This is a genomic window from Aurantimonas sp. E1-2-R+4 (assembly GCF_036549515.1).
GTDB lineage: Bacteria > Pseudomonadota > Alphaproteobacteria > Rhizobiales > Rhizobiaceae > Aurantimonas > Aurantimonas coralicida_A.
Map to the genome: position 1 here is coordinate 48,144 of NZ_JAZHLK010000017.1, position 23,574 is coordinate 71,717.

24 protein-coding genes and 1 pseudogene are annotated in these 23,574 nt (G+C 63.7%); 14 read left to right on the forward strand and 11 right to left on the reverse strand.

Annotated features, from left to right (window positions below):
* Window positions 1-63: 63 nt before the first annotated feature.
* From VQ045_RS09925 to VQ045_RS09940, 4 genes are all read left to right on the forward strand, one after another.
* Entirely contained in the window at window positions 64-1,104 is a 1,041-nt protein-coding gene (locus tag VQ045_RS09925; protein WP_331829978.1) for a flagellar motor protein MotA, read from the forward strand.
* 3 nt (window positions 1,105-1,107) lie between these two features.
* Window positions 1,108-2,136: a peptidoglycan -binding protein gene (locus VQ045_RS09930; protein ID WP_327625188.1), complete on the forward strand. Its 1,029-nt coding sequence runs from the start codon at window positions 1,108-1,110 to the stop codon at window positions 2,134-2,136.
* 168 nt (window positions 2,137-2,304) lie between these two features.
* Window positions 2,305-3,561 carry a PQQ-dependent sugar dehydrogenase gene (locus tag VQ045_RS09935; protein ID WP_331829979.1) on the forward strand — a complete coding sequence of 419 codons (1,257 nt, stop codon included), beginning with the start codon at window positions 2,305-2,307 and terminating at the stop codon, window positions 3,559-3,561.
* 162 nt (window positions 3,562-3,723) lie between these two features.
* Window positions 3,724-4,062: a c-type cytochrome gene (locus VQ045_RS09940; RefSeq protein WP_327625186.1), complete on the forward strand. Its 339-nt coding sequence runs from the start codon at window positions 3,724-3,726 to the stop codon at window positions 4,060-4,062.
* 25 nt (window positions 4,063-4,087) lie between these two features.
* Here the strand turns inward: VQ045_RS09940 and VQ045_RS09945 are convergent, their stop codons facing one another.
* Window positions 4,088-5,893: an ABC transporter transmembrane domain-containing protein gene (locus VQ045_RS09945; protein WP_327625209.1), complete on the reverse strand. Its 1,806-nt coding sequence runs from the start codon at window positions 5,891-5,893 to the stop codon at window positions 4,088-4,090.
* A gap of 198 nt (window positions 5,894-6,091) precedes the next feature.
* Between VQ045_RS09945 and rpmE the strand changes: the two genes are divergently transcribed.
* Window positions 6,092-6,313 (forward strand): 50S ribosomal protein L31, encoded by a 222-nt coding sequence (gene rpmE / locus VQ045_RS09950; protein WP_327625185.1) that lies wholly within the window; start codon window positions 6,092-6,094, stop codon window positions 6,311-6,313.
* Between the two features lie 110 nt (window positions 6,314-6,423).
* On the opposite strand, the gene VQ045_RS09955 is transcribed toward rpmE, so the two are convergent.
* Entirely contained in the window at window positions 6,424-7,326 is a 903-nt protein-coding gene (locus VQ045_RS09955) for a LysR substrate-binding domain-containing protein (protein ID WP_331829980.1), read from the reverse strand.
* Window positions 7,327-7,445: 119 nt separating this feature from the next.
* Between VQ045_RS09955 and VQ045_RS09960 the strand changes: the two genes are divergently transcribed.
* A complete protein-coding gene (locus VQ045_RS09960) occupies window positions 7,446-7,724 on the forward strand; it encodes a hypothetical protein (RefSeq protein WP_327645869.1) in 279 nt (92 codons plus the stop codon).
* Window positions 7,725-7,863: 139 nt separating this feature from the next.
* On the opposite strand, the gene rcdA is transcribed toward VQ045_RS09960, so the two are convergent.
* A complete protein-coding gene (gene rcdA / locus VQ045_RS09965; RefSeq protein ID WP_331829981.1) occupies window positions 7,864-8,379 on the reverse strand; it encodes a protease adaptor protein RcdA in 516 nt (171 codons plus the stop codon).
* A gap of 387 nt (window positions 8,380-8,766) precedes the next feature.
* Here rcdA and VQ045_RS09970 point away from each other — a divergent pair, with 387 nt between their 5' ends.
* The gene (locus tag VQ045_RS09970; RefSeq protein ID WP_331829982.1) at window positions 8,767-9,774 is read left to right on the forward strand and encodes an NAD(P)H-quinone oxidoreductase; all 1,008 of its coding nucleotides are present in this window, start codon (window positions 8,767-8,769) and stop codon (window positions 9,772-9,774) included.
* Window positions 9,775-9,828: 54 nt separating this feature from the next.
* Here VQ045_RS09970 and VQ045_RS09975 read toward each other — a convergent pair whose 3' ends face one another.
* Entirely contained in the window at window positions 9,829-10,287 is a 459-nt protein-coding gene (locus tag VQ045_RS09975) for an Lrp/AsnC family transcriptional regulator (protein WP_331829997.1), read from the reverse strand.
* Between the two features lie 122 nt (window positions 10,288-10,409).
* On the opposite strand from VQ045_RS09975, the gene rocF reads away from it, so the two are divergent.
* Window positions 10,410-11,345: an arginase gene (gene rocF / locus VQ045_RS09980; RefSeq protein WP_442879845.1), complete on the forward strand. Its 936-nt coding sequence runs from the start codon at window positions 10,410-10,412 to the stop codon at window positions 11,343-11,345.
* A gap of 2 nt (window positions 11,346-11,347) precedes the next feature.
* Entirely contained in the window at window positions 11,348-12,406 is a 1,059-nt protein-coding gene (locus VQ045_RS09985; RefSeq protein WP_331829983.1) for an ornithine cyclodeaminase, read from the forward strand.
* Between the two features lie 16 nt (window positions 12,407-12,422).
* Here the strand turns inward: VQ045_RS09985 and VQ045_RS09990 are convergent, their stop codons facing one another.
* The 4 genes and pseudogenes from VQ045_RS09990 to VQ045_RS10000 form a co-directional block, all read right to left on the reverse strand.
* The gene (locus tag VQ045_RS09990) at window positions 12,423-12,533 is read right to left on the reverse strand and encodes a hypothetical protein (protein ID WP_331829984.1); all 111 of its coding nucleotides are present in this window, start codon (window positions 12,531-12,533) and stop codon (window positions 12,423-12,425) included.
* Window positions 12,534-12,630: 97 nt separating this feature from the next.
* Window positions 12,631-12,777: pseudogene (locus VQ045_RS21985) on the reverse strand (DsrE family protein); the annotation flags it as partial.
* Between the two features lie 71 nt (window positions 12,778-12,848).
* Window positions 12,849-13,604, reverse strand: coding sequence for a DUF1499 domain-containing protein (locus VQ045_RS09995; protein WP_327625177.1), 756 nt, complete (start codon window positions 13,602-13,604; stop codon window positions 12,849-12,851).
* Between the two features lie 84 nt (window positions 13,605-13,688).
* Window positions 13,689-14,561: a sterol desaturase family protein gene (locus tag VQ045_RS10000; RefSeq protein ID WP_331829985.1), complete on the reverse strand. Its 873-nt coding sequence runs from the start codon at window positions 14,559-14,561 to the stop codon at window positions 13,689-13,691.
* A 93-nt stretch (window positions 14,562-14,654) separates the two neighbouring features.
* On the opposite strand from VQ045_RS10000, the gene VQ045_RS10005 reads away from it, so the two are divergent.
* The 3 genes from VQ045_RS10005 (at window position 14,655) to VQ045_RS10015 (ending at window position 17,011) form a co-directional block, all read left to right on the forward strand.
* A complete protein-coding gene (locus tag VQ045_RS10005; RefSeq protein WP_327645877.1) occupies window positions 14,655-15,317 on the forward strand; it encodes an ArsR/SmtB family transcription factor in 663 nt (220 codons plus the stop codon).
* Window positions 15,318-15,493: 176 nt separating this feature from the next.
* The gene (locus VQ045_RS10010) at window positions 15,494-15,943 is read left to right on the forward strand and encodes a cupredoxin domain-containing protein (protein ID WP_327645878.1); all 450 of its coding nucleotides are present in this window, start codon (window positions 15,494-15,496) and stop codon (window positions 15,941-15,943) included.
* Between the two features lie 369 nt (window positions 15,944-16,312).
* Window positions 16,313-17,011 (forward strand): DUF1013 domain-containing protein, encoded by a 699-nt coding sequence (locus VQ045_RS10015; RefSeq protein ID WP_327645880.1) that lies wholly within the window; start codon window positions 16,313-16,315, stop codon window positions 17,009-17,011.
* 84 nt (window positions 17,012-17,095) lie between these two features.
* Here VQ045_RS10015 and VQ045_RS10020 read toward each other — a convergent pair whose 3' ends face one another.
* The 3 genes from VQ045_RS10020 to VQ045_RS10030 all read right to left on the reverse strand — a co-directional run bounded on the left by VQ045_RS10020 (window position 17,096) and on the right by VQ045_RS10030 (window position 20,668).
* Complete coding sequence (locus VQ045_RS10020) at window positions 17,096-17,887, reverse strand: SDR family NAD(P)-dependent oxidoreductase (protein WP_331829986.1); 792 nt, start codon at window positions 17,885-17,887, stop codon at window positions 17,096-17,098.
* A gap of 119 nt (window positions 17,888-18,006) precedes the next feature.
* On the reverse strand, window positions 18,007-18,816 hold the full coding sequence (locus tag VQ045_RS10025) for an SDR family oxidoreductase (RefSeq protein WP_331829987.1): 810 nt from the start codon (window positions 18,814-18,816) through the stop codon (window positions 18,007-18,009).
* Window positions 18,803-20,668 carry a glycoside hydrolase family 15 protein gene (locus tag VQ045_RS10030; RefSeq protein ID WP_331829988.1) on the reverse strand — a complete coding sequence of 622 codons (1,866 nt, stop codon included), beginning with the start codon at window positions 20,666-20,668 and terminating at the stop codon, window positions 18,803-18,805. The genes VQ045_RS10025 and VQ045_RS10030 overlap by 14 nt, the downstream gene beginning before the upstream one ends.
* Window positions 20,669-20,876: 208 nt before the next feature.
* Here VQ045_RS10030 and VQ045_RS10035 point away from each other — a divergent pair, with 208 nt between their 5' ends.
* Together VQ045_RS10035 and VQ045_RS10040 are read left to right on the forward strand one after the other, a co-directional pair.
* Window positions 20,877-21,983, forward strand: coding sequence for a hypothetical protein (locus VQ045_RS10035; RefSeq protein WP_331829989.1), 1,107 nt, complete (start codon window positions 20,877-20,879; stop codon window positions 21,981-21,983).
* Window positions 21,984-22,114: 131 nt separating this feature from the next.
* A complete protein-coding gene (locus VQ045_RS10040; protein WP_331829990.1) occupies window positions 22,115-23,416 on the forward strand; it encodes an ATP-binding protein in 1,302 nt (433 codons plus the stop codon).
* Window positions 23,417-23,574: the final 158 nt, after the last annotated feature.

Below are 23,574 nucleotides of genomic sequence, written 5' to 3' on the forward strand. Positions count from 1 at the left end.
GGCTCGCGGAAGCGGTCGAGGCCGGTGGCCGTGCCAACTGCCGCAGGAGTTGATTGGAACGTAATGCAGGTCTTCAGTTCGCCGAACGACAAGACGGTAAGACCGGACGATTTTGACCCGAATCGGCTTTCGAGTCCCATGGTTTTCTTGTGGTCGATGCTCGTGTTCCTGGCACTCGCCGGGTTTGTCGCGGCGATCCTCAGCCGCCAGATTTCCTCGGCCTTCGCCACCAATCCCGGCCTCAACGGGCTGATCATCGGCGTCCTCGCCGTCGGTATCTTTCTGGCGATGCTGCAGGTCCTGCGTCTCGCGCGGGAAGTGCGCTGGGTCAACGCCTATCGCGAGGGCGCGGCGGATTTCGAGACGCTGAAGGACCCGGTGCTGTTGGCGCCGATGCGCGGGCTGCTCGGTCGGCGGCGATCGATCTCGCTGTCGACCCATTCGATGCGCTCGATCCTCGATTCGATCGCGACTCGCCTCGACGAGACCCGTGACATCGCCCGTTACCTGATCGGCCTGCTGGTCTTCCTGGGCCTGCTGGGAACATTCTGGGGCCTGTTGCGCACGATCGGATCGATCGGCGCGACGATCCAGGGGCTGGACCCCGGCGCCGGCGATACGGCGAGTGTCCTCGACTCGCTGAAAGCCGGTCTCGCGGCTCCGCTGTCCGGCATGGGGACGGCATTTTCCTCATCGCTGTTCGGTCTGTCCGGGTCGCTCATCCTCGGTTTCCTCGACCTGCAGATCGGCCGCGCCCAGAACCGCTTCTACACCGAGCTGGAGAACTGGCTCTCGTCGGTGACCGACGTCGGGTCGGACATGGTCCTGGCGCCGCATGCTGGCCAGAGTCCCGCCCAAGGCGAGCAATTGCGGGTCCTGTCGGATCAAGTCACCAAGCTCGTCCACGACCAGGGCGCCAGCCCGCGCACCAGCGCCGCCATGGCCAATCTCGCCGAAAGCATTCAGGGGTTGGTCACGCACATGCGCAGCGAGCAGCAGCTCTTGCGCGATTTCGTCGAGACGCAAGCCGGCGAGCAGCGCGAGTTGCGCCAGGTGCTCGACCGTCTTTCCCGCCAGATCGGCGACATGAGCAAGGACCGCTGAGCGATGGCGCTGGCGCGTAACCGCAGGAGCGAACGCACCGTCGATTATTGGCCGGGCTTCGTCGACGCGCTGTCGACGTTGCTTTTGGCGATCATGTTCCTGCTCTCCGTCTTCGTACTGGTGCAGTTTCTGCTCAGCCGCGAAATCTCGGGCAAGGACGAAGTGCTCGACCGGCTGAACACGCAGATCAATGAACTGACGCAGCTCTTGGCGCTCGAACGCTCGACCGGGCAGGACTATCAGGATCAGATCGCGACGCTGCGCGCCTCGCTGTCCTCCACGGAAACGGAAAAGAGCCGGCTGCAACGTGCGCTGGAATCGGACTCCGGTTCGGCTGCGGCGGCAAGCGCCGAAGTCGAGGGTCTGCAATCGGCCCTCGACGACGAACAGCAGTTCTCCCAGCGAGCGCGATCGCAAGTCGAATTGCTCAATCAGCAATTGTCGGCCCTGCGCCAGCAGATTGCGGCCTTGGAGAACGCGCTCGGCGCGTCGGAGAGCCGTGATCAGGAAAGCCGAACCAAGATCGCCGATCTCGGCCGCCGTCTCAACGTGGCATTGGCGCAGCGGGTGCAGGAATTGTCACGTTATCGTTCGGATTTCTTCGGGCGGCTGCGGGAGATCCTGTCGGACCGCGAGAATATCCGCATCGTCGGCGACCGTTTCGTTTTCCAGTCGGAGGTGTTGTTTCCCTCAGGCTCGGACGTGTTGCAGCCGGCCGGCACCGAGGAGATGGCCAAGCTCGCCACGGCGATCAAGGAGCTGGCGCGCGAGATTCCTTCCGACATCAACTGGATCCTCCGCGTCGATGGACACACCGACAATATTCCCATTACCGGCGGGCGCTTCGAGGACAATTGGGAACTCTCGACCGAGCGGGCCGGAGCCGTGGTGAAATATCTGATCAGCCAGGGCGTGCCGCCAGAGCGTCTGGCAGCGACCGGCTTCGGCGAGTTCCAGCCGCTCGACACCGACGACACGCCCGAGGCGCGTGACCGCAACCGCCGAATTGAGCTGAAGCTCACCGAGCGCTAGAACGCCGCGCACAGACTCCGCCGTGTCCCAGAAGGGGCGACTGCCCCGAGCCGCTGTCGTTACAAGTGTAACGATTGACGATGCCGCCGCAGCCATGCGAGCCTTTCCTCGAAGGGAAGGGCACCCCTTCTTGACGACCGCGCATCAAGCGCGGCTGGGAGGAAAAATATGAAACGTCTACTACTCAGTAGCGTGGCCGCGCTCGGCCTGATTGCTGCCACGCACGCCGTGGCACAGACCGACGACAATATGGAAAAACTCCAGGGAATGCAGTCGACCGGCACCTCGATGGATTTCCAGACCATCGAACAGACCGGCGAATACGCGGATCAGCTGCGCAAGAATCTCGAGAGCGTCAAACTACCGGACGGGTTCAAGATCGAACTCTATGCGGTCGTGCCGGATGCGCGGCACATCGCCATCGGGTCGCAGGGCGTTGCCACCTTCGTGGGCACGCGCAAGCAGAACGTCTGGGTGGTCACCGATCGCGACAAGAACCGCGTCGCCGACGAGGTCAAGGAGTTCGCCCCGTCGATCGATTTTACCATTCCCAATGGCGTCTGCTTCTCCAAGGACGGATTCCTTTACATCGCCGAGCAGAACCGGGTGCTGGTGCTGCCGGCCGCCGAGTTCTTCTATGAAAGCCCGGATGTCGCCGTCGGAATCGTGGTGGAACAGGGCAAGCTGGTTCCGACATCGGAAGAGTCGTTCAACCACACCGCCCGTGTCTGCCGGATCGGCCCGGACGACAAGCTCTACATAGCGCTCGGGCAGCCATTCAACGTGCCGCCGCCGGAAAAGGCGGATCTCTATCAGCGCGAGGGCATTGGGGGGATCATCCGCATGAACCGAGACGGCTCGGGCCGTGAGGTTTATGCCACCGGTATTCGCAATTCCGTCGGTATGCAGTTCAACCCGGCAAATGGCGATCTCTGGTTCACCGACAATCAGGTCGACGGCATGGGGGACGACATTCCTCCCGGCGAGCTGAACCGCAGCACGGGATCGGGTCAGAATTTCGGCTTCCCCATCTATGGCGGCGGCAGTGCGCGCACCAACGAGTACAAGGATGCCGAGTTGCCGACCGACGCGGTCATGCCGGAAGTCGAGATGGTCGCGCATGCCGCCGACCTCGGCATGGACTTCTACACTGGTACAAGCTTCCCGCGTCAGTATCGGGGCGGCATCTTCTCGGCTCAGCATGGCTCATGGAACCGCACCGAACCGGTGGGCGCGCGCGTCATGTTCACTCCGGTCAACGATGACGGCACAGCCGGGGAAACGGAAGCCTTCGCGGAAGGCTGGCTGACGCCGAGCGGCGAATATATCGGCCGGCCCGTCGACGTGGAGGTGATGAAGGACGGATCGCTGCTGGTCTCCGACGATCTGGCTGGCGCGCTCTATCGCATCTCCTACGAGAAGTAGGGAATGCCGACTTGAAAACCGGGCGGTCGTCAGGCCGCCCGGGAACTTGCGTGGAGGGCGCACGTTCCGCCCCGCGAGCTATGCGACGAGGACGTCGCTACGATATCGTTTTCAATTGAGGCGCCTGGATAAATTTTTCGCGCCCTTTTCCCGGAATTCCCCATGATCAATACCGTGACCTGGATCCTCTCGGTGCCACTTTTTCTGGCGAGCTTCGTCCTGCCTGGGCAGGCGGGGGAACTGGCAGCCGGTAAGGACAAGGCCGGCATGTGCGCGACGTGTCATGGGCTCGACGGCATCGCTAAGGCGCCGAATGCGCCCAATCTGGCCGGGACGAATGTTTTCTATATCACCGAACAGCTGAAAGCCTTCCGGTCCGGCGCGCGCCAGCACCAGCAGATGTCGATCATCGCCCAGGGCCTCAGCGACGAGGACATCGCGGACCTCGCCGCCTGGTATTCGGCGATCGAGGTCACGGCGACGATGCCGGCGGTCGAATAGACGGGCACCGCTCGGCCCGCCTTCGCTACTCCGCTGCGCCGAGCAGCGTCCCGGCATGACCGGCCTCAAATTGCAGGCGGGCGAGGCGGGCATAGATTCCGTTCTTGGCAATCAGCGAGGCATGGGTGCCTTCCTCGACGACCCGCCCGCCGTCGAGTACCAGAATACGGTCGGCCTTGAGGACGGTGGCAAGGCGGTGGGCGATGACGAGCGTCGTGCGCCCCTCCATCAGCTTTTCCAGCGCCTTTTGCACGAGCTTCTCGCTTTCCGCGTCGAGCGCCGAGGTGGCTTCGTCCAGTAGCAGAATCGGTGCATCGCGCAGGATCGCCCGGGCGATCGCGATGCGCTGGCGCTGGCCGCCCGACAGAGTGATGCCGCGCTCGCCGATGGTCGTGCGATAACCGTCCTCCATCGCCTCGATGAAGCCGTCGGCCAGCGCCGATTTCGCGGCCGCTCTGATTCGATCCTCGGAGGCGTCCGGGTCGCCAAAGCCGATATTGTCCGCCGCGCTCGCGGCGAAAATCGTCACGTCCTGCGGCACGAGCGCGATGCGCTGGCGCAGATGCTCGAGATCGGCTTGCCGCGCATCCACGCCGTCGATGAGAATCCGTCCGGCATCCGGATCGTAGAAGCGTTCGATCAGCGAGAAGATCGTCGATTTTCCGGCGCCCGACGGGCCGACGATGGCAACGGTCTCGCCATGCCGGATCGTGAAGGACAGGTCGTGGACGGTCGAAACGCCCGGACGGCTCGGATAGGCGAAGCTGACGCGCTCGAACACGACTTCGCCGCGCGCCGGGACCGGCAGCGCGACCGGATCGCTGAGCGACTGCACCGCCGCCTCCTCGCCGAGCAGTTCGGTCAGGCGCTCGGCAGCGCCGGCGGCCTGGGCGAGTTCGCCCCAGACCTCCGACAGCTGGCCGAGCGCGCCGGCGGCGAAGACGGCATAGAGCAGGAACTGGCCGAGCGTGCCGCCACTCATGGTCCCTTCCGCCACCTGCTGGGCGCCGATCCACAGGACCGCGACGACCGAGGCGAAGATCAGGAAGATCGCGAAGGCGGTGAGAAAGGCGCGTGCCTTGATCGAGGAACGCGCAGCTTCGAAGGCCCGGTCGACGGCCGAGGAGAACCGACCGCTCGTCGCCGCCTCGCTGGTGAAGGCCTGGACGGTGCGCACGGCGCCGATCGCCTCCGTGGCATAGGCGGTGGCGTTGGCGAGCGTGTCCTGAGCGAGGCGCGAGCGCCGGCGGACCGAGCGGCCAAAGGCGACGAGCGGCAACACGATCAGCGGGATCGCGCCGATCACGATCAGCGACAGGCCGGGGCTCGTCACGATCATCATCGTCACGGCGCCGAAGAAAAGGATGACATTGCGCAAGGCGAGCGACGCGGTGGAGCCGACGGCGGATTTGATCTGCGTCGTATCGGCGGTCAGCCGCGAGATGATTTCGCCGGTCAGCGCCTGATCGTAGAAGCTGGGCGACAGCCGCGTCACATGGGCAAAGAGGTCCTTGCGAAGGTCCGCGACGACCCGTTCGCCCAGCGTGATGACGAAGTAATAGCGGCCGGCGCTGGCCACGGCGAGGAGGGCGGCGAGCACCAGGAGCATGCTGAAATAAGTATCGATGAAGGCGGTGTCTGATGCCGAGAAGCCCTTGTCGATCACGCGCCGCACGGCCAGCGGCAGCGACAGGGTCGTCAGCGCGGCCATCGCGAGGAAGAACACCGCGCCGGCGACCTTGCCCTTGTAACGCTTCAGATAGGGAACCAGCCGTGCCAGGGGTCTCAGATTGCGTCGCTTCCGCTCTGTCTCGCGGTCGACCGGTGTCATTTCGCGCAAACGCGCCTCCCCTTTATGCGTGGCTCCGGTCGCCCCTTGTGCCCCTACCGGCCCTCATGTATAGGCTCCTCCTCGAATTTGGAAGCGATTGCGCCGACCCTTTCCCCACGGCAATCGAGTCGCGCAAGCGGCTTGGCCGCCTCGGCGTCGGCGTGTCGGAGAAGCCGGCAAGACCAAGGATCGAAGACGATGAAGAAAGAAATTCACCCCGATTACCACGCGATCACCGTGGTGATGACCAATGGTACCGAGTATCAGACTCGCTCGACCTGGGGTTCGGACGGCGACAAGATGAATCTCGACATCGACCCGACCAGCCATCCGGCCTGGACCGGCGGCAACCAGCACCTTCTCGACCGCGGTGGCCGCGTGTCGCGCTTCAAGAAGCGCTACGAAGGCCTCGGCATGTAATCTGTCGCTTGCGGCTGGAGCATTGCTCCGGTCGTGGCAACGACATCGGCTCGGCCGCGATGAGCGCGCCGGGCTTTTTGCGTCGGGTCAGTCGGCGGAGAGGGTGCCGCTCAGGCGAAGATGCGCGTCTGGCGGTCGGAAAGATCGCGAAAGCTCTCCGACACATGCTGTGCCAGAGCATCGGCCGCCGGACCGACGCCGTCCCGCTTCATCATGAAAACGCGATAGCTGCCGAGCGGCGGTAGCCGTAACGGATCGTTCAACCGGACCAAGGTCGACGACAGCACGCTAGCGGGCAGGGGGGCGATCGCCAGATCGGCTTCAACGGCCGCAATCTGGCCCTGACAAAGCTCGCTTGAATAGGCGATGCGGTAGTCCCTTCCGACGCTGTCCAGCGCATCGAGCGCCCGACCGCGCCAGGAGCAGCCCTGATCGGCCAAGGCCAGAGGCAGGGGCGTCTGCTCGGCCGCGCGGCCCTTGCGCAGCCCGACCCAGACAAGCGCCTCGCTGTAGATCTCCTCGCTCGAAGAATTGGGTTTGTCGCCGCAACTGACGATCGCCACGTCCAATTCTCCCGCTGCGCAGCGACGCCGGAGTTCGGCACTGGAATCGAGCCTGACATCCACCGCGACCTGCGGATGAGTCGAGGCGAAGCGCTTCAGAATGCCGGGAATGGCGAAGATGCCCGAATCGTTCGGCGCGCCGAAACTCACCCGCCCCTCGATCTGCGGAACCAGGAAGCGCGCCATCGCCTCGTCGTTCAGCCGCAAGAGCCTGCGCGCATAGCCGAGCAGCATCTCGCCATCGCCGGTTGGCACGACGGCTCGCGGCTCGCGGCGAAACAACGCGCGGCCGACCATGTCCTCCAGCTTCTTGACCTGCAGGCTGACGGCCGACGGCGTGCGGTGCACGAGCTCGGCGGCTCTGGAGAAGTTGCCGCTTTCACAGATGGCGACAAAGGTGCGGGCCAGATCCATGTCGAGATTCGGTAGCGATGCCAGGGGGCGGCTCATGGCGGATTCCTCGCGAATGGAGTTTTCTATTCGAAAATCTCATAGCAAGCCTAACATCTTCTCGTTCGACTCATCAATAGCGTTTCGGCAGGGTGTGGTCTCGGACAAAGGAGACCACCATGCTGCGATCCGCATTTCTTCCGAAACACGTCGACGAGGCTTCGGCACAGACGTCATCGAACGGCTTCGCCTGGCTGCGGTCATGGAGTCTGGAGCGCCGCCGCCAGCGGCTGCGGCGCGAGGCCTTCGATACCTTGCTCAGGGTCGATGCCGACATCCTCGAAGACGTCACAGGGCTCCAGCGCAAGCAGCTGGAACACGCCGCACGCCTGCCGCTGTCGATCGATGCGCTGAAAGCGCTCCGCTCGATGCAAAGGCAGGAGCCCGATTCTCAATAAAAGTGGTGGGGAGGCTTCGTGCGTCCGAACGGCGCACGAAGCTCTCATACGGACGTGAGAGGCTTTCTTAGGTGGTCCTGAGGGGCGGCCCCAGATCAGCGTTCCCTTACCAACCATTGCCCAGCCACGCTGAGAGCGGCTAGCCGTGGAAGGCGGTCTTCAGAAGATTGATCTGCTCGCCGACCGGGTTGTTCCCGTCCGTATTCTCGCGGGAGACGTCGCCGTAGATCTCGCGATCGAGCATGGCGATGCGGCGTTCCAGCCTGAGGGCACGCTCGACGAGGCCGCGGAAGGCTTCGGGAAGCTCGCCATATTGCGGCGAGTCCTTGGCGCTTCCCAGGCCCTCGAGCCGAACCTTGACCTTCTCGGCCTCGACCTGCGCGCGCGACATGTCGCCCTGGTTCGCCGCGCGCTGGAGCAGCAGCCAGGATGCCACCTGCATCAGCCGCGTGGTCAGGCGCATGGATTCGGCCGCATACAGCGTCGCCGCAAGCCGGGACAGCGCCTTGGCGTCGGTCCGCCCGTCGCTGTCGAGATAGACCGCCGTCTCGTCGACGAGCGCCATGCCTTCGTTGAACAGCGGCTGGAAGGATCGCGAGAAGGCGAGGTGCTCGGCCAGCCGAATGGTGTGGTCGTCGTCTTTCGAACCAGTCATCTGAATCGTCATCGGCTGCGACGGTCCCCCAAAGTGTAAAATTGATCTCTCGGCAGGCCGCGATACCGAAGGCATCCTGCGTCGTCAAAGGGTGCGGCGAGAGCGGCCGGTTTGCAAGCGAACTCCCGCACAATTGTTAATTCCGGTTAACGGGTGAATCGCCGGCAAAAAAAAGAGCCGCAGCGAGCGGCTCTCAGGAGTTTACAACAGGGAGGCGTCAAACGAGGCGGGAAGCCGCTTCGTCTATCCATCAAGCTGCCAATGCATCAATCTGGACCGGGATTAGTTAAACACTGGAAACCTTACCTGAAGATTAACCCGCGCCCGCCCTCGCAAGATTTTCTCTACCTTTGCACCTGAACCCGACACATGGAGACATCAAGACTCATGACGATTCCCCAGGAAATGACAGCGGTTCTCCTCGATGGGTTTGGTGGCCCCGAGGTGTTGAAGGCCGGACAGCGCCCCGTCCCGACGCCGGGACCGGCCGAGATCCTGATCGCCGTCGAGGCCGCCGGGGTCAACCGACCCGACGTCTTGCAGCGCCAGGGCGCCTATCCGCCGCCGCCGGGCGCGCCGGACTGGCCGGGACTGGAGGTGGCCGGCACGGTGGTCGCGCTCGGGGAGGGGGCAGGTCGGCACGGGTTGGGCGACCGGGTCATGGCGCTCGTCCCTGGCGGCGGCTACGCCGAATACGCAACCGTTGCCGAAACCAACGCCATCGCGGTGCCGGGCGCCCTGTCGATCGAGGAGGCGGCGGGCGTTCCGGAAACCTTCTTCACCGTCTGGCATAACGTGTTTCAGCGCGGCGGGCTCAAGGCGGGCGAGAGCTTCCTGGTCCATGGCGGTACGTCCGGCATCGGCACCACGGCGATCCAGCTCGCCAAGGCGTTCGGCGCCACTGTCTTCGCGACGGCGGGCAGCGATGACAAATGCCGCGCGGCCGAACAGCTTGGCGCCGAGCGATGCATCAACTACCGCAGCGCCGATTTCGTCGAGGTATTGCGAGAGGCGACCGGCGGGCGCGGCGTCGATCTCACGCTCGACATGGTCGGCGGAGACTACACCAACCGCAATCTCGCCGTCGCAGCCGAGGACGGTCGCATCGTCCAGATCGCGTTCCTCAAAGGGCCGGAGGTTCAGATCGATCTCAATCTGGTGATGCGCAAGCGGCTGACGCTGACCGGTTCGACGCTGCGCAACCGCTCGGTCGCGTTCAAGGCTGCCATCGCGCGGGAGATCGAAGAAAAGGTCGGTCCGCTTTTCGCCAATGGCAAGGTGAAGCCGCTGATCGACTCGACCTATCCGCTTGCCGAGGCCGTCAAGGCGCACCAGCACATGGACGCGGATCATATCGGCAAGATCATCCTGACGACGCGGCATTCGAAGGGCTGATCGCCCACGAACTATCGGGGCGCCGCCAATGGCGCTCCGGTCCCGCAGCGCCTGTCAGGTCGGTGATCTTGGCGCCAAGGCGCTTACCTTGCTGCTGCGCTGGGTGGCGAGATAAAGGCTGGTCTCGCTGGCGACGATGCCGTCGATCAGGCGCAGGCGCTTGAGCGCCTCGTCGAGATCGGCCAGGGTTTCGGTGCCGAATTCGACGATCAGATCCCACCGCCCGTTGGTCGAATGGATGGTCTGGATTTCGGGAAAGCCCCGGAGACGAGACACGATCCGCTCGTTTCCCTTGCCTTCGATTTCGATGAGCGTGTTGCCGCGAACCGGCATTTCGGTGGCGTCGCCTCTGAGCACCACGGTGAAGCCGAGGATTTCGCCACTCGCCACGAGCCGCTCCATGCGGGAGCGGATCGTGGCGCGGGAGATGCCGAGCTCCGCCGCCAGATCGGAAATCGCCATGCGGGCATTCCGGCGCAAAGCGCCGACGAGCCGGCGATCGGTGTCGTCCATTTCGGAATTTTTACTTGCCATTTCGCGAAGTTTCCTGCCCGTTTTGATCAGTTTTTAGCATTGTCGTCGCCATCCGATCCAGATCGAATATCCGGACTGAATTCTTTCGGATTGCGACCCAGATGACATCTCGACGCTCCATCGCCCTGATCGGCGCACCGGCCGACACCGGCGGTGCCTATGCTGGTTGCCTGATGGGGCCGGACGCCTTGCGGACCGCCGGTATCGTCGGGGCTCTCTCCGAGTTGGGGCACCGGGTGGAGGATCTGGGCAATTTTCATGCGGTCGCCGGCGAATCGAAATCTCACGCCAACGCAACGGTTCACGATCTGGCCAGCTACGCCGCTCTGATCGCCATGCTCGGCGACGTCTGCCGGCAATCGCTCGACGGCGACCATGTCCCGATCTTCATGGGCGGCGATCATTCGATTGCCGCCGGAACCCTGCCGGCTATCGCTCGGCGGGCCAGGCAGGAGGGCCGCGAGCCGTTCGTGCTCTGGCTCGACGCGCATCCGGACCTGCACACGCTCGACAGCACCAGGAGTGGCAATCTGCACGGAACGCCGGTCGCCTATGTCACGGGAGCGCCGGGGTTCGAGGGGGCGGTTCCGACTCTCGACGAACCGATCCGGCCGGACAACATCTGCATGATAGGTATTCGCTCGGTCGACGCGGCTGAGCGCGCCCGCATCGTCGAGTCCGGCATTACGGTGCATGATATGCGCGCAATCGACGAATTCGGCGTCGCGGCGCCGTTGCGCGCCTTTCTGGAGCGGGTGCGCGCGGCGGACGGCCGCCTGCATGTCAGTTTCGACGTGGATTTTCTCGACCCCGAGATCGCGCCGGCCGTCGGCACGACCGTTCCCGGCGGTGCCACCTTTCGCGAGGCCCATCTGGTGATGGAAATGCTGCATGACAGCGGCCTGGTCTCATCGCTCGATATCGTCGAACTCAACCCCTTTCTCGATGAACGCGGCCGCACCGCGAAATTGATCGTCGACCTCGTGGCCAGCCTGTTCGGCCGGCAGGTCCTCGACCGCCGCACCAGGAGCTACTGACCATGACCGCCAAACCGCCGAAGAACATCAACATCGTCCCCTTCGTCAGCGTCGACAACATGATGAAGCTCGTCCTCAGCGTCGGCGTGGAGACGTTCCTTCAGGAGCTGGCAGGCTTCATCGAAGCGGATTTCCGGCGCTGGGACCTGTTCGACAAGACGCCGCGCATCGCCTCCCATTCCGCCGAGGGCGTGATCGAGCTGATGCCGACCAGCGACGGCGAGGTCTACGGCTTCAAATACGTCAACGGGCATCCGAAGAACTTCAAGGAAGGCCTGCAGACCGTCACGGGGTTCGGCGTGCTGTCGCGGGTCGACAACGGCTATCCGGTGCTGTTGTCCGAAATGACGATCCTGACGGCGCTCAGGACGGCCGCGACGTCAGCCATGGCCGCAAAGTATCTGGCACCCAAAGGGGCCGAGTGCATGGCGATCATCGGCAACGGGGCGCAGTCGGAATTCCAGGCAATGGCGTTTAAGGCGCTGCTCGGGATCAACAAGTTGCGGCTCTTCGACATCGACCCGGCGGCGACCGAGAAGTGCCTGCGCAACCTTTCCGGCAAGGGCTTCGAGATTGTCGGCTGCACCAGCGCGGAAGCCGCTGTCGAGGGTGCCCAGATCATCACGACCGTGACCGCGGACAAGCAATACGCGACCATCCTGACCGACAACATGGTCGGGTCCGGTATCCACATCAATGCGGTCGGGGGTGACTGTCCCGGCAAGACGGAGCTGCACAAGGACATCCTGCTGCGCTCGGATATTTTCGTCGAGTATCCGCCGCAGACCCGGGTCGAGGGGGAGATCCAGCAGTTGCCGGGCAATCATCCGGTGACGGAGTTGTGGACGGTGATCGCTGGCGACGCGGTCGGCCGTCGGGATGCGCGTCAAACGACGCTGTTCGATTCGGTCGGCTTCGCGATCGAGGATTTTTCGGCGCTTCGTTATGTGCGCGAGAAGGTGGCATCGACGGCGTTCTTCGACCTGCTCGACATGATCGCCGATCCGGATGACCCGCGCGATCTGTTCGGCATGGTGCTCAGGGCCGACAAAGCCGCGTAATCCGCACCAAGGAATCTCAGAACACCAGGACCTTGTCCGCGGCCAGCGTGGCCTCGGCCAATTCGTTCATCGTGCTGCGCGTCGAGCCGTCGATCACCTCGTCGTCGGACAGGCCGCGCGCATCCATGCAGGTGCCGCAGAGCAGCACCCCCCCCATTCGCGCTGAGAACCCGGCGGAGCATGCGCTCGATGTTGTAATAGCCGTCGGGCGTCTTCTGCCCCTTCTTCGCACAGATGACCGCGTCGGCCATGAGGAACACCGTCACGGTGCCCTCCGGGTCGTGCTTGGCCAGCGCATGGGCCATGCGCAGCCCGTTGAAGCTGCGTTCGGTGCCATAGGGCGGGTCGTTCAGGATGAGAAGATGTTGCATGTCGGTTCGCTCCGCTTGACCAATCTCCCGGACCGGGAAGGTGCCGCGCCATCGTCCGGCGCGGCGTGGGCTCAAGGCCGGACGTCGCCGGACCGCTCTTTCAGTTCGGTAAGGACCGCGCGGATCCGTTTCGCGTTCACTCCCCGATCGAGGCGCCCAGTGCGCGAGCGCGAGCGGACGTCGATGATCGCGCCGCCGTCCGAAGGCGTGACGCGGATGATGACCTCGTCCTTGAAGTCGTAGAGGAAACTGCCGGCGACGGCTTCGATCCGGCCATCCTCGGGCTCTTCCGCGACGATCTCCCAGCCTTCGTCATCGACGAGCTCGCGAGCCAGGGAAAAGGCCTGGTCGGGCGTGACCGTCAGCGCCAGGGGCGCCAGATCGGGGTAGGCCGCGCGCTGCAACTCGGCGACCTCTCCGCCCGGATAGTCGGTCGGCTTGGGCATGTCCCAGAAAACCGGCGGGTCCTCGATATCGGTGCTAACGTCATTGATCGGCGGATAGGCCCGGGTGGCGTATTCCCACTCTGCCGCCATCGCGACCACCGGCAAGGAGGCCGCGAGACCGAGAAGCCCCACCAGAAAGCCGCGCCGCTCGCCGCCGGGACGCGATCGCGCGAGGCCGATGACCGAGAGTACGAGGCCGAGCGCCGCCGTATAGGCCGCATAGGTCGAGATGTTCAGCGCGGTCGTGACCTGCCACCAGCCATACCGGTAGCCGATGCCTGATAGCGCGATCCCGGCGATCGCGCCCAGGCCGAGCGCGAAGCCGGTGAGCGCGGTTCGGGACCACGGTCTGTCGCCGCGATGTCCTGTGGTCTCATTCATGCGTCGTTCCTCTGATGGGGTTGGCCGGTGCCGGGAGAAAATCTTGTCGGCGGCCGCTCGATAGGCCCGCAAAAGTCGAGCCGATCACGGCCAATCCGCGCGGGGGCCCTCCTCGGCCTTTTCCCCGCGCTTCCGATTGATTGCGTAGCCGCTTGCCGGTCCCTTGACCGGCTGGATCAGCATCCGGTCGAGCCAGAGATCGCGACGGGTGCGAAACTGCTCGATGCCGATGGTCATGGCTTCGTGGCCATCCCTCGGCTGTGCCTTGTAGGTTCCGAGTAGTCGGTCCCACCACGGCACGTTGAAACCAAAATTGCTGTTGGTCTCGCTCGGGTGGATGGAGTGGTGGACCCGGTGCATGTCCGGCGTCACCACGAACAATCGCAGTACCCGGTCGACGGCCAGCGGGATGCGGATGTTGCTGTGATTGAACATGGCGGTGCCATTCAAGAGCACTTCGAAAATCAGCACCGCCACCGCCGGTGGCCCGAGCGCGGCGACGACCGCCAGCTTGATCCCCATCGACAGAAGGATTTCGACCGGGTGGAAGCGCAAGCCGGTGGTCACGTCGAATTCCAGATCGGCGTGATGCATCCGGTGCAACCGCCACAGGGCGGGCACGGCGTGGAACATGACGTGCTGCAAATAGATCGCCAGATCGAGCGCCAATATCGCCACGATCACCGCGATCCAGCCCGGCACCTCGAAAATGTTGAACAGGCCCCAGCCGCGCTCCTCGGCGAGAAGCGCGAGGCCGACCGCGACGATCGGAAAGGTGAGGCGGACGAGGAGCGTGTCGACGACGACGACGCCGAGATTGTTGGTCCAGCGCAGGAGGCGGGGAATTTCCCGCCGCCGCCGCGGCGCGGCAACCTCCCAGAGCGCCATGGCGAGCAGGATGCCGAGGAAGACGGATAGGCGGATGAGCGGTTCGTTTGCCAGAAGGGTCTCGGTCATGCGGCCATCCTTTGCGCGAGTGGCTTGATATATGATCCGCTTCGAATTACATTCAAACGAATCTTTGAATGATATAGTGAGAGCGTGGCGGTGATGTCAATCGGCCCGAAGCAGGCCCTCTATGCGGAGTTTGCGGTCGTGGCGAAGGCGCTCGGCTCGCCTCATCGGCTGGAGATGCTGGAGCATCTGGCGCAGGGCGAGCGAAGCGTGGAAGGGCTGGCAGCGCGGGTGAGGCTGCCGCTTGCCAATGTCTCGCATCATCTCCAGCAGATGAAGCGCGCCGGCCTGGTCGCGGCGCGGCGGGACGGCAAATTCGTGCGCTATCGTCTCGCCGACGACGCGGTGCTCGATCTGATGGCGGCGCTTTCGCGGCTGGGGACGCGAACCCTCGACGAAGTCGCACAGATCCAGCGATCGTATTTCGACGCGCGGGACACGCTCGAGCCCGTGACGCGCGAGGAGTTGGTGGCCCGCGCAAGCGACGGCCGGGTCACTGTCCTGGATGTCCGCCCGGCGGACGAGTTCGCCTCCGGCCATCTGCCGGGCGCGATCAACGTCCCTCCCGGCGAGCTGGAGGCGCGGCTTGGCGAACTCGATCCGAGCCATGAAATCGTCGCCTATTGCCGCGGTCCCTGGTGCGTCTTTTCCTTCGAGGCAGTCGCCGCGTTGCGTTCGCACGGGCTTCTAGCCCGACGCCTGGAAGACGGTTATCCCGAATGGAAAGCGGCGGGTTTGCCGATCGAGGTCGGCGCCTAAACCGCGCCGCGATCGTATAGCCGCGGCCGCGCGCACGCGCCCCCCAATGCCTCCGAATCCCCTACGGCAGAATGCGGATATCGAATAAACCGAACCACCGTTGATTTGGGTCAATAGCCGCGAGCGCCGTTTGACGTAGCATTCAAGAGGTGAAGTTATTTAAAGGAGATCATCAGATGAAACGGATTGCATTTCTGCTTCCGGTCGCCGCGTTGTTGTTGTCGTCGGCCGCGCAGGCCGCCGGAGACCTCAGTCGGGCGGACCCAACGGAAATCGTCATCGAAATGGGCACATCCGGTGACAAGATGTATTTCAAGCCGGACAACATCGAGTTGGAAACCGGCAAGGCCTACAAGATCGTGCTGAAAAACGTCGACGACGTGAAGCACGAGTTCGAGGGCCATGAATTCATCGAGAAGATTTTCACGCGTAAGGTGGAGATCACGGACCCTGCCGGAGAGTTGGTCGCCGAAATAAAGGGTCCTGTGACTGAGATCGAAGTCGGGCCGAAGCGAGAGGTCGAATGGTTCATCGTACCGGTTCAAACCGGCGAAGATATCCCGGTGGATTGTGCGCTTCCCGGGCACAAGGAAGCCGGCATGTTCGGCACGATCACCATCAAGTGACACTGTCGGCGTTCGTCTCGATCTGGGGCGACCGCCGTCCTTTCGCGTGCCGTGAAAGGCTCCGCGGTTGCGGATCGGCCGAAGGGAGCGCCGCCGTGTCCGTCAGGCGCGGCTGGCCGCAAATCTGATCTCGGTACTCGGCGTCGTCGCCCGGCTTGCTCGTTTGCGCTGCAACCGCAACGTGGTACTCGGCCGCGAGACCGGACGTTGCCGCTGCCCGCGCCGCATCGATCCTCCGGCCCCGATAATTCGTTTCGATTTCCTTGCGTCGCCGCAGCGACGCGCCTATAAGGGCGGCCGAATTCCCGGACATGTGGTTGAACATCCACGGCTTGCCTCCCGGGGCAGGCACTAAGGAGGATTGTATTCATGGCACAGCAATTATTGATGCCGAAAGCGACGGCCGTCTGGCTTGTCGACAACACTTCGCTGTCCTTCGAACAGATCGCGGATTTCTGCACGCTGCATCATTTGGAGGTCAAGGCGATCGCGGATGGCGAATCGGCGCAGGGCATCAAGGGGCTCGACCCCATTATGACCGGGCAGCTATCGCGCGACGAGATCGAGGCGGCGGAGAAGGACCCCAATCGCAAGCTGAAGCTGTCGGCGCCCAAGGTGCGTGTGCCGGAAGCCAAGCGCAAGGCGCCGCGCTATACGCCGGTCTCCAAGCGCCAGGACCGGCCGAACGCGATCCTCTGGCTGGTGCGCAGCCATCCGGAACTGAAGGATCCGCAGATTTCGCGTCTGGTCGGTACGACCAAGAACACCATCCAGCAGATTCGCGATCGGACCCATTGGAATTCCGCCAATCTCCAGCCGATGGATCCGGTAACGCTTGGTCTGTGCACGCAGATCAATCTCGACCTGGAAGTGGAAAAAGCGTCTCGCGGTATCGTGCGGCCGGAAGAACTGGCGGAGGAAGAGCGGCTTTTGTCGGCGTCGCAGACGCAGAATTGGGGCCGCGGCGAAGCCGCCGCCGAGGACGAGGAGCTGGATGCGGCCGCGGTGTTCGCCAAGCTCACCTCGATGCGCAGCAGCGAGCCCGAGGACGGCGAGGAGCAGGGCTGAAGCAGTCCGTCAGACCGATCGGAAGAATGACGCGGCGTCGGAGCAATCCGGCGCCGTCGCTCCATCCAAGGGTGATCGAGGCGATCAGTCCTCCTCCGCGACATTCACCGTATAGTTGAGGCCAAGACGGCCGCCATCGGCATAGATCGTCTGCCCGGTGATATAGCTGGCGTCGTCAGACGCCAGGAAGGCGGCGATCGCCGCGATCTCCTCCGGCTGGCCGATCCGGCCCAGCGGCGTGCGTGACAGGATGCGCCGCGAGGCTTCCTTGTCCTCTGCCACAGCGCGCAGCATGTCGGTCATGATTGACCCGGGACCGATGGCGTTGACGCGAATGCCGTGCGGCGCCAGCGACAGCGCCATAACCTTGGTCAACTGATTGACGCCGCCCTTCGAGACCGAATAGCCGACCTGGTCGGCGATCGCGAAGACAGCGTTGACCGACGACATGTTGACGATCGCGCCGGGGGCGCCGCCAGCCTTGACCTTTTCGACCAGATGACGGGCAACCGCCTGGCCGCAAAGGAAGGATCCCTTCAGATTGATGTTCAGCACGCGGTCGAACGCCTCTTCGTCGAGGTCGAGGAAGTCCGCCTTGTGGACGATACCGGCATTGTTGACGAGGATATCGACGTCGCCGAACTGGTCGAGCGCTGCGGCGAGGAGGTTGTGGACATGCAGCCGGTCGGCGACGTTGCAGACGATCGACCGGACCTCGCCGAGTTTGCCGAGTTCGGCCGCGGCGGCGGTGCCGGCTTTTTCGTCGACGTCGGCGATGACGACTTTGGCGCCGTCCTCGAGAAAGCGACGCGAAATCGCATAGCCGATTCCCTTGGCACCGCCGGTGACGATCGCAACCTTGCCGTTCAGGGCCATGGCGCTTCTCCTTTTGCTGCGTCGGTCGCGAGCCGTGCGAAACGACGCGATTGAACGCGCCTCCATAGCAGATGCGAAAGGAAAGGGCAGGGCGGGGGTTTTTCCTCGATGCCGGCCGTTCAGCCGTTGCCCTTGAAGCCGGGATACAGCGTCATGCCGCCGTCGAGGAAAATGGTCTGTCCAGTCAGGTAATCGGCCGCGTCGGATACCATCCAGGCAACGGTGCGGCCGACATCGGCCGGCTCGCCAACTCGGCCGTAGGGAATGAGCTTGAGCATCGCGTCACGGTTGTTTTCGCGCTCCTCAGCGTTGATGGCCGTTGCGATGGCGCCGGGCGCGATCGAGTTCACCCGGATCTTCTCGGCCGCGACCTCCTGGGCGATCGAGCGCATGAGCATGTCGACGCCGCCTTTGGAAGCGGCGTAATTGACGTGAAAGGCCCAAGGGATCAACTGGTGAACGGAGGAGTCGAAGACGAGCTTGCCGAGCGCCGGGCTGACGTCTTCGCGCAGTCCCTTCTGGCGGAACCGCCGCACCGCTTCCCGCCCGACCAGGAAAGCGCCGGTCAGATTAACTCCGATCACCATGTTCCAGTCGTCGAGACTCATCTCGGTCAGGGGAGCATCCTTTTGCACGCCGGCGTTGGACACGACGATGTCGATCGGCCCGAGTTCGGTTTCTGCTTCGTCGAACATGGCGATGACATCGGCCTCGTTGGAGACGTCCGCCGCGATCTTGATGGCGCGTCGCCCGAGCGCGCGGACGTCTGCGACGACGGTGTCGGCGTCTTGGTCAGAGCCATAAAAATTGATGACCACATCGGCACCGGCCCGCGCCAGTTCCCGCGCGGTGGCCTCGCCGATACCCGACGAGGAGCCGGTGACGATCGCAGTCTGTCCGGCAAGGCTGTGCAGGTCAGAAGACGCCATCTGGATCCTCCAGCATCTGGAACTCGAAATGGTTCGGGTCTTGTCTATCACCGTTCAACGCGCGATCGAGCCAAATGGCTGCAGAGATCAGCGAAAGATGTGTCAGGCCTTGCGGGAAGTTGCCCAGATGGTCGCCGGCCGAAGACAGCTCCTCCGAATAGAGCCCGAGATGGTTCGCGTAGGTGTGGAGCTTTTCGAACAGCAGCCGTGCCTCGGCGACGTATCCGGTCCGCGCCAATGCCTCGACGTACCAGAACGAGCAGATGGTGAAGGCGCCCTCTTCCCCATCGAGGCCGTCGTGGTTCTCTTCGGTGTTGATGTAATGCTTGACCAGGCAGTCGTGAACGAGATGGCGTTTGACCGCCTTCAGGGTCGACGTCCACATCGGGTCGCGCGGGTTGATGAACTTGACCAGCGGCATGAGCAGTACGACGGCGTCGAGCCCCTTGCTGCCTTTGAACTGGGTAAAGGCGCCGATGTCCGGATCCCAGAATTCCTCGAGAATCGACTGCTGTATCAGGTCGCGCTGGCCGCGCCAGCGAGCTGTGTCGGCGGGCATCGACTGGTCGTTGGCGATACGAATGCCACGATCGAGCGCCACCCAGCACATCAGTCGCGATGACAGATACTCCCGCGGTTCGCCCCGGCTTTCCCAGATGCCCTTGTCGGGCAGGTGCCAATTGTCGCAGAGCCAGTCGAGAATGCCGGACAGCTTCTTCCAGACGGAATAGGCGGGCTTTCCGCGGGCCTTGGATGCGATATAGACCGCGTCCATGAACTCGCCGTAGATATCCATCTGGCGCTGGCTGTAGGCTTCGTTGCCGATCCGTACGGGCTGAGAACCGAAATACCCTTCGAGATGATCGAGATTGGATTCCGGCAGCTGCTCCGACCCGTCCATGCCGTACATGATCTGCAGGCCCGATTCGCCGGTTTCCACGGCCCGAACCATGAGGAAATGGACGAATGCCTCGGCTTCGTCGTAATAGCCGAGGCGTGACAGGCTGTAGAGGGTGAAGGCGGCATCGCGCACCCAGGTGAAGCGATAGTCCCAATTTCGCTCGCCGCCGATCACCTCGGGCAGGCCGAATGTCCCGGCGGCGGCGATCGAGCCGTATTCGGATGAGGTCAGAAGCTTGAGCGTCAGCGCCGATCGCACAACGAGATCACGCCAATAGGTCGGATAGGTGCCGCTCTCGACCCATTCGTGCCAGTAATCGCGGGTTCGGGAGGAGACCTTGGCGACGTAGCCGTCATCGACCGTCGGCTGATCCTTACGGCCGGGACAGAAGACCACGTGACAGGTCTCGTCCTCGGCCAATTGAATGGTTCCGTGAACGTTCTCGCCGTCGATCTCGAGGGGGATTCTCGTATAGAAATAGACAATGTCATTCGACCCCTCCCACCCAACGGTGAAGCCGCCTTCGATCGGCTGGATGACAGGCGCGCGCCGGCCGTAGTCGGGCCGTGGCGCGATCGTCAGCTCGAAGGTGACTGCACCCATGATCGCCTTGGCGCGGCGCACGATGCGGCCGGAGCCGTCGACCGGCATGAAATCACAGACCTCGCCGATGCCGTCATTGTCCAGAAACCGCGTGATCAAAATGTTGGTGTCCGGCAGATACATCTGCCGATGCTTGCGCTCGTCGGTGCCTCCGCCCGCCGTGAGCCGGAAGAAACCACCGTTCTTCGGGTCCAGGAGGCCGGCGAACAGCGTCGGCGAGTCGATGTTCGGATGGCAGAAAAAGTCGATGGTTCCGTCCATGGCGACCAGCGCCAGCGTCCGCATGTCTCCAATCACCCCGTGATCGGCGATGCGGTTGGGAAGCTCGGGCGCGTGCTTTGATGACATCTCTGACTCGTTCGTTTGGGGCTTGTTCGTGGCGGGACATTCTCCACCGCAAAGTGACGTCAATTTCGCGAGCCGCCACCCAAGGAGCGGCTGTGCACGGCAGATGCGGGATTGAATGCCGCCACGCCCCCCGGTACAAGCCGTGCTTGCCTCTTTTGCTATATATCGAAGGAGGCGCAGCTTTTCTTACCGACAAGGGTGGAAAATCGTGATCAGCGCGATCGAACGGGGCGTCAGACGCGCTCTGGAAAAGGGCAACGCGGCCGATCCGGATTTCCGCGTCAAGGTTTACGAGGCGGCCGAGCGCGCGATGATTCGCGTGGTGACCGACAAGAATCAGGACGAGGCGGAGGCGAATCGCCAGCGCGACGAGTTGATGGCGGCGATCGAGGCGATCGAAGTCGACTATCCTCCGGCTGCCTATCGAGACTCGCAAGGCGGGGAGGCAATCCCGGCCGATGTCGCGGTTGCCACATCCGGTGGTGGCCGATCTCCCTTTGTCGCCGAGTCGCCCCCCGGCGGGCTCGACGCACCGATGCGGCAGGCGACTGCGGCCGGCGCCGCGCGGCCGGCGGGGGAACGCGGGATCGACACCGTGCCGATTTTAACTGACCCGGAGCAAGATCGGATCGCGCCGGCCGACGATGCCTGGTCGCCGGGTGGTCGTCGCGCCCCGCCGGCGCGATGGGCGCACCGGCGTCTCGCCATTTCGGTGATCGCCCTCGTGATTTTGCTGCTCGTTGCCGTGGCCGCTTGGTTCGCACTGTCCCGCACGTCATCAGACCCGACGGCTGTCGGGTCGGAGCAGGAAACCACCGGACGGCGTGTCCGTGTCGGATCTTCGGACGGAGTCGCGGCTGGGGCCTCTCAGGAAAACTGGATCGAGGTTTTCGCCGGCGGTCAAATCGACCGCGTGTCGGCCGAAACCGGTGGCCGGGTAAAAGCGATCGACGGCGCCGGCGGACGTGCCGCCGTCCAGATCGAGGGGCCGGCTGATACGGAGGAGGCCGAAATCGCGCTGCTGATCGGACCCGGTATCGTTGCACGACTGGCCGGCCAGAAGGCGCGCGGCGAACTGACCGTCGGCTCGCCGGACGATACGCCTCGCGAGTTTACCATCCGGTGCCTGTTCGCCGGCAAAACGGTTTGTGGCCGGCAGCGCTTTTCGACGACAATCGGGGAGGAAACCTTCGTGTTCGACATGGATGTGCCGGCAGGTGTCGACGGACCGGCGCAGCTTGCGATCGGTCCTGGCGTCGGCGGAAACGCGCGCGACCTCAATGTTTACGGGTTTCGCCTTCGGCCGATCGAATGATGGATCGGCGCAGCCGCCGCGGCGCGGCGACGCAATCCGCCACCTCGTCATGAAAATCTGACGGGACCGTCGTAGGCTCGCTCCATGCTGTTTTCATTGCGATTCGCAAATTTCCCGGCAAAGGCATGCCGATGGCTTTGACCGGACGTTCGGAAGACGAACTCAGCCCCGGCGCCACCGGCGCAACCAAGGCCGGCCGTGCCAAACGCACGAGCCTTGCCGCGGCCGTGGCGCTTGGCGCACTCGCCTGGTGGGTTCCCGAGGCTGCGGTCGGCGCGCTGCTCGTGTTCGTTCTGCTCATGCTTGTCATGCATTGGCCTCGTGGACGTGGAGCGGCCCGCGGGCGAGCCCCCGCCGCGGATGGAGGGCAGTCGATTTGGCCGGCGCGGGGCATGAAGGCAGTGGTCGAGGCGCTTCAGGAGCCAGGCTTTATCGTCGACCGAGCGATGCTGCTGCGCTACCGGAACCCGGCCTCGCTGGTCGCCTTCGGCAATATGGCGCTCGGGGACCCGATTTCGCTTCGCTTCCGCTCGCCGGAATTGCTGGGCACTATCGAGGGCGCAATCGCAAGCCTTCAGCCGGCCTATGCCATGCTTGATGAGCGGCGGCCCGAGCGAACCTGGCAAGTCGAGATCGTGGCGATTCCGCCGCATCAGGGCGAGCGGCCGCATTTCTTCCTGATTCTGTTCCGCGACCGGACGGCGGAATTGCAGATCGAGCGCATGCGGACGGATTTCGTCGCCAATGCGAGCCATGAGCTGCGCACGCCGTTGGCGTCGCTGACCGGCTTCATCGAGACGCTGCAGGGCCCCGCCCGCAACGACGCCGCCGCGCGCGAGCGCTTTCTGCAGATCATGCGGGAGCAGGCCGCGCGGATGTCGCGATTGATCGACGATCTGTTGTCGCTGTCACGAATCGAGATGAAACGGCATGTGCCCATCGCGGCGACCGCCGATCTGGTGGCGGTCTTGAACAAGGTCCGATCGCACTTGACCCCGCTCGCTGCGGAACTTGGTATGACGATCGATTTTTCCACTCCTGAGGGCGCCTTTGTCGTTGCCGGCGACGAGGACGAACTGATCCAGGTGTTCTCGAACCTCGTCGAGAACGCCTGCAAATACGGTGAGAGTGGCAAGCGCGTTGAAATGGAGTTGTCCCGAACTAGCGAACGGGGCGAGCCGGTGATCAACGCTTCGGTTCGCGATTTCGGTCCCGGCATTCCCGCCGAGCACGTACCGCGGCTCACCGAGCGTTTCTACCGGGTGGATGTGGGCAGCTCGCGCGCCAAGCACGGCACCGGTCTCGGCCTGTCGATCGTCCGCAATATCCTCCTGCGCCATCGCAGTCGGCTTCTGGTCGTCTCGCGTATCGGTGAAGGGTCGGTCTTCACGGCGCGCTTTCCCGATCCGAGACGAACGTCAGTGCAATCTTAAAATACAATAATAATCAATGGGTTATGGCGTCATAAAACTGAGTTCAAGGTGTCATATAGAGTTCGTGCGACGTCGATAGAGGTGACGGCGAACCGTAGCCGCCAAGCAGGGTGGCAATTCAACGCTCGGTTCTCAACGAAACTCCTCAAGGAGATCTT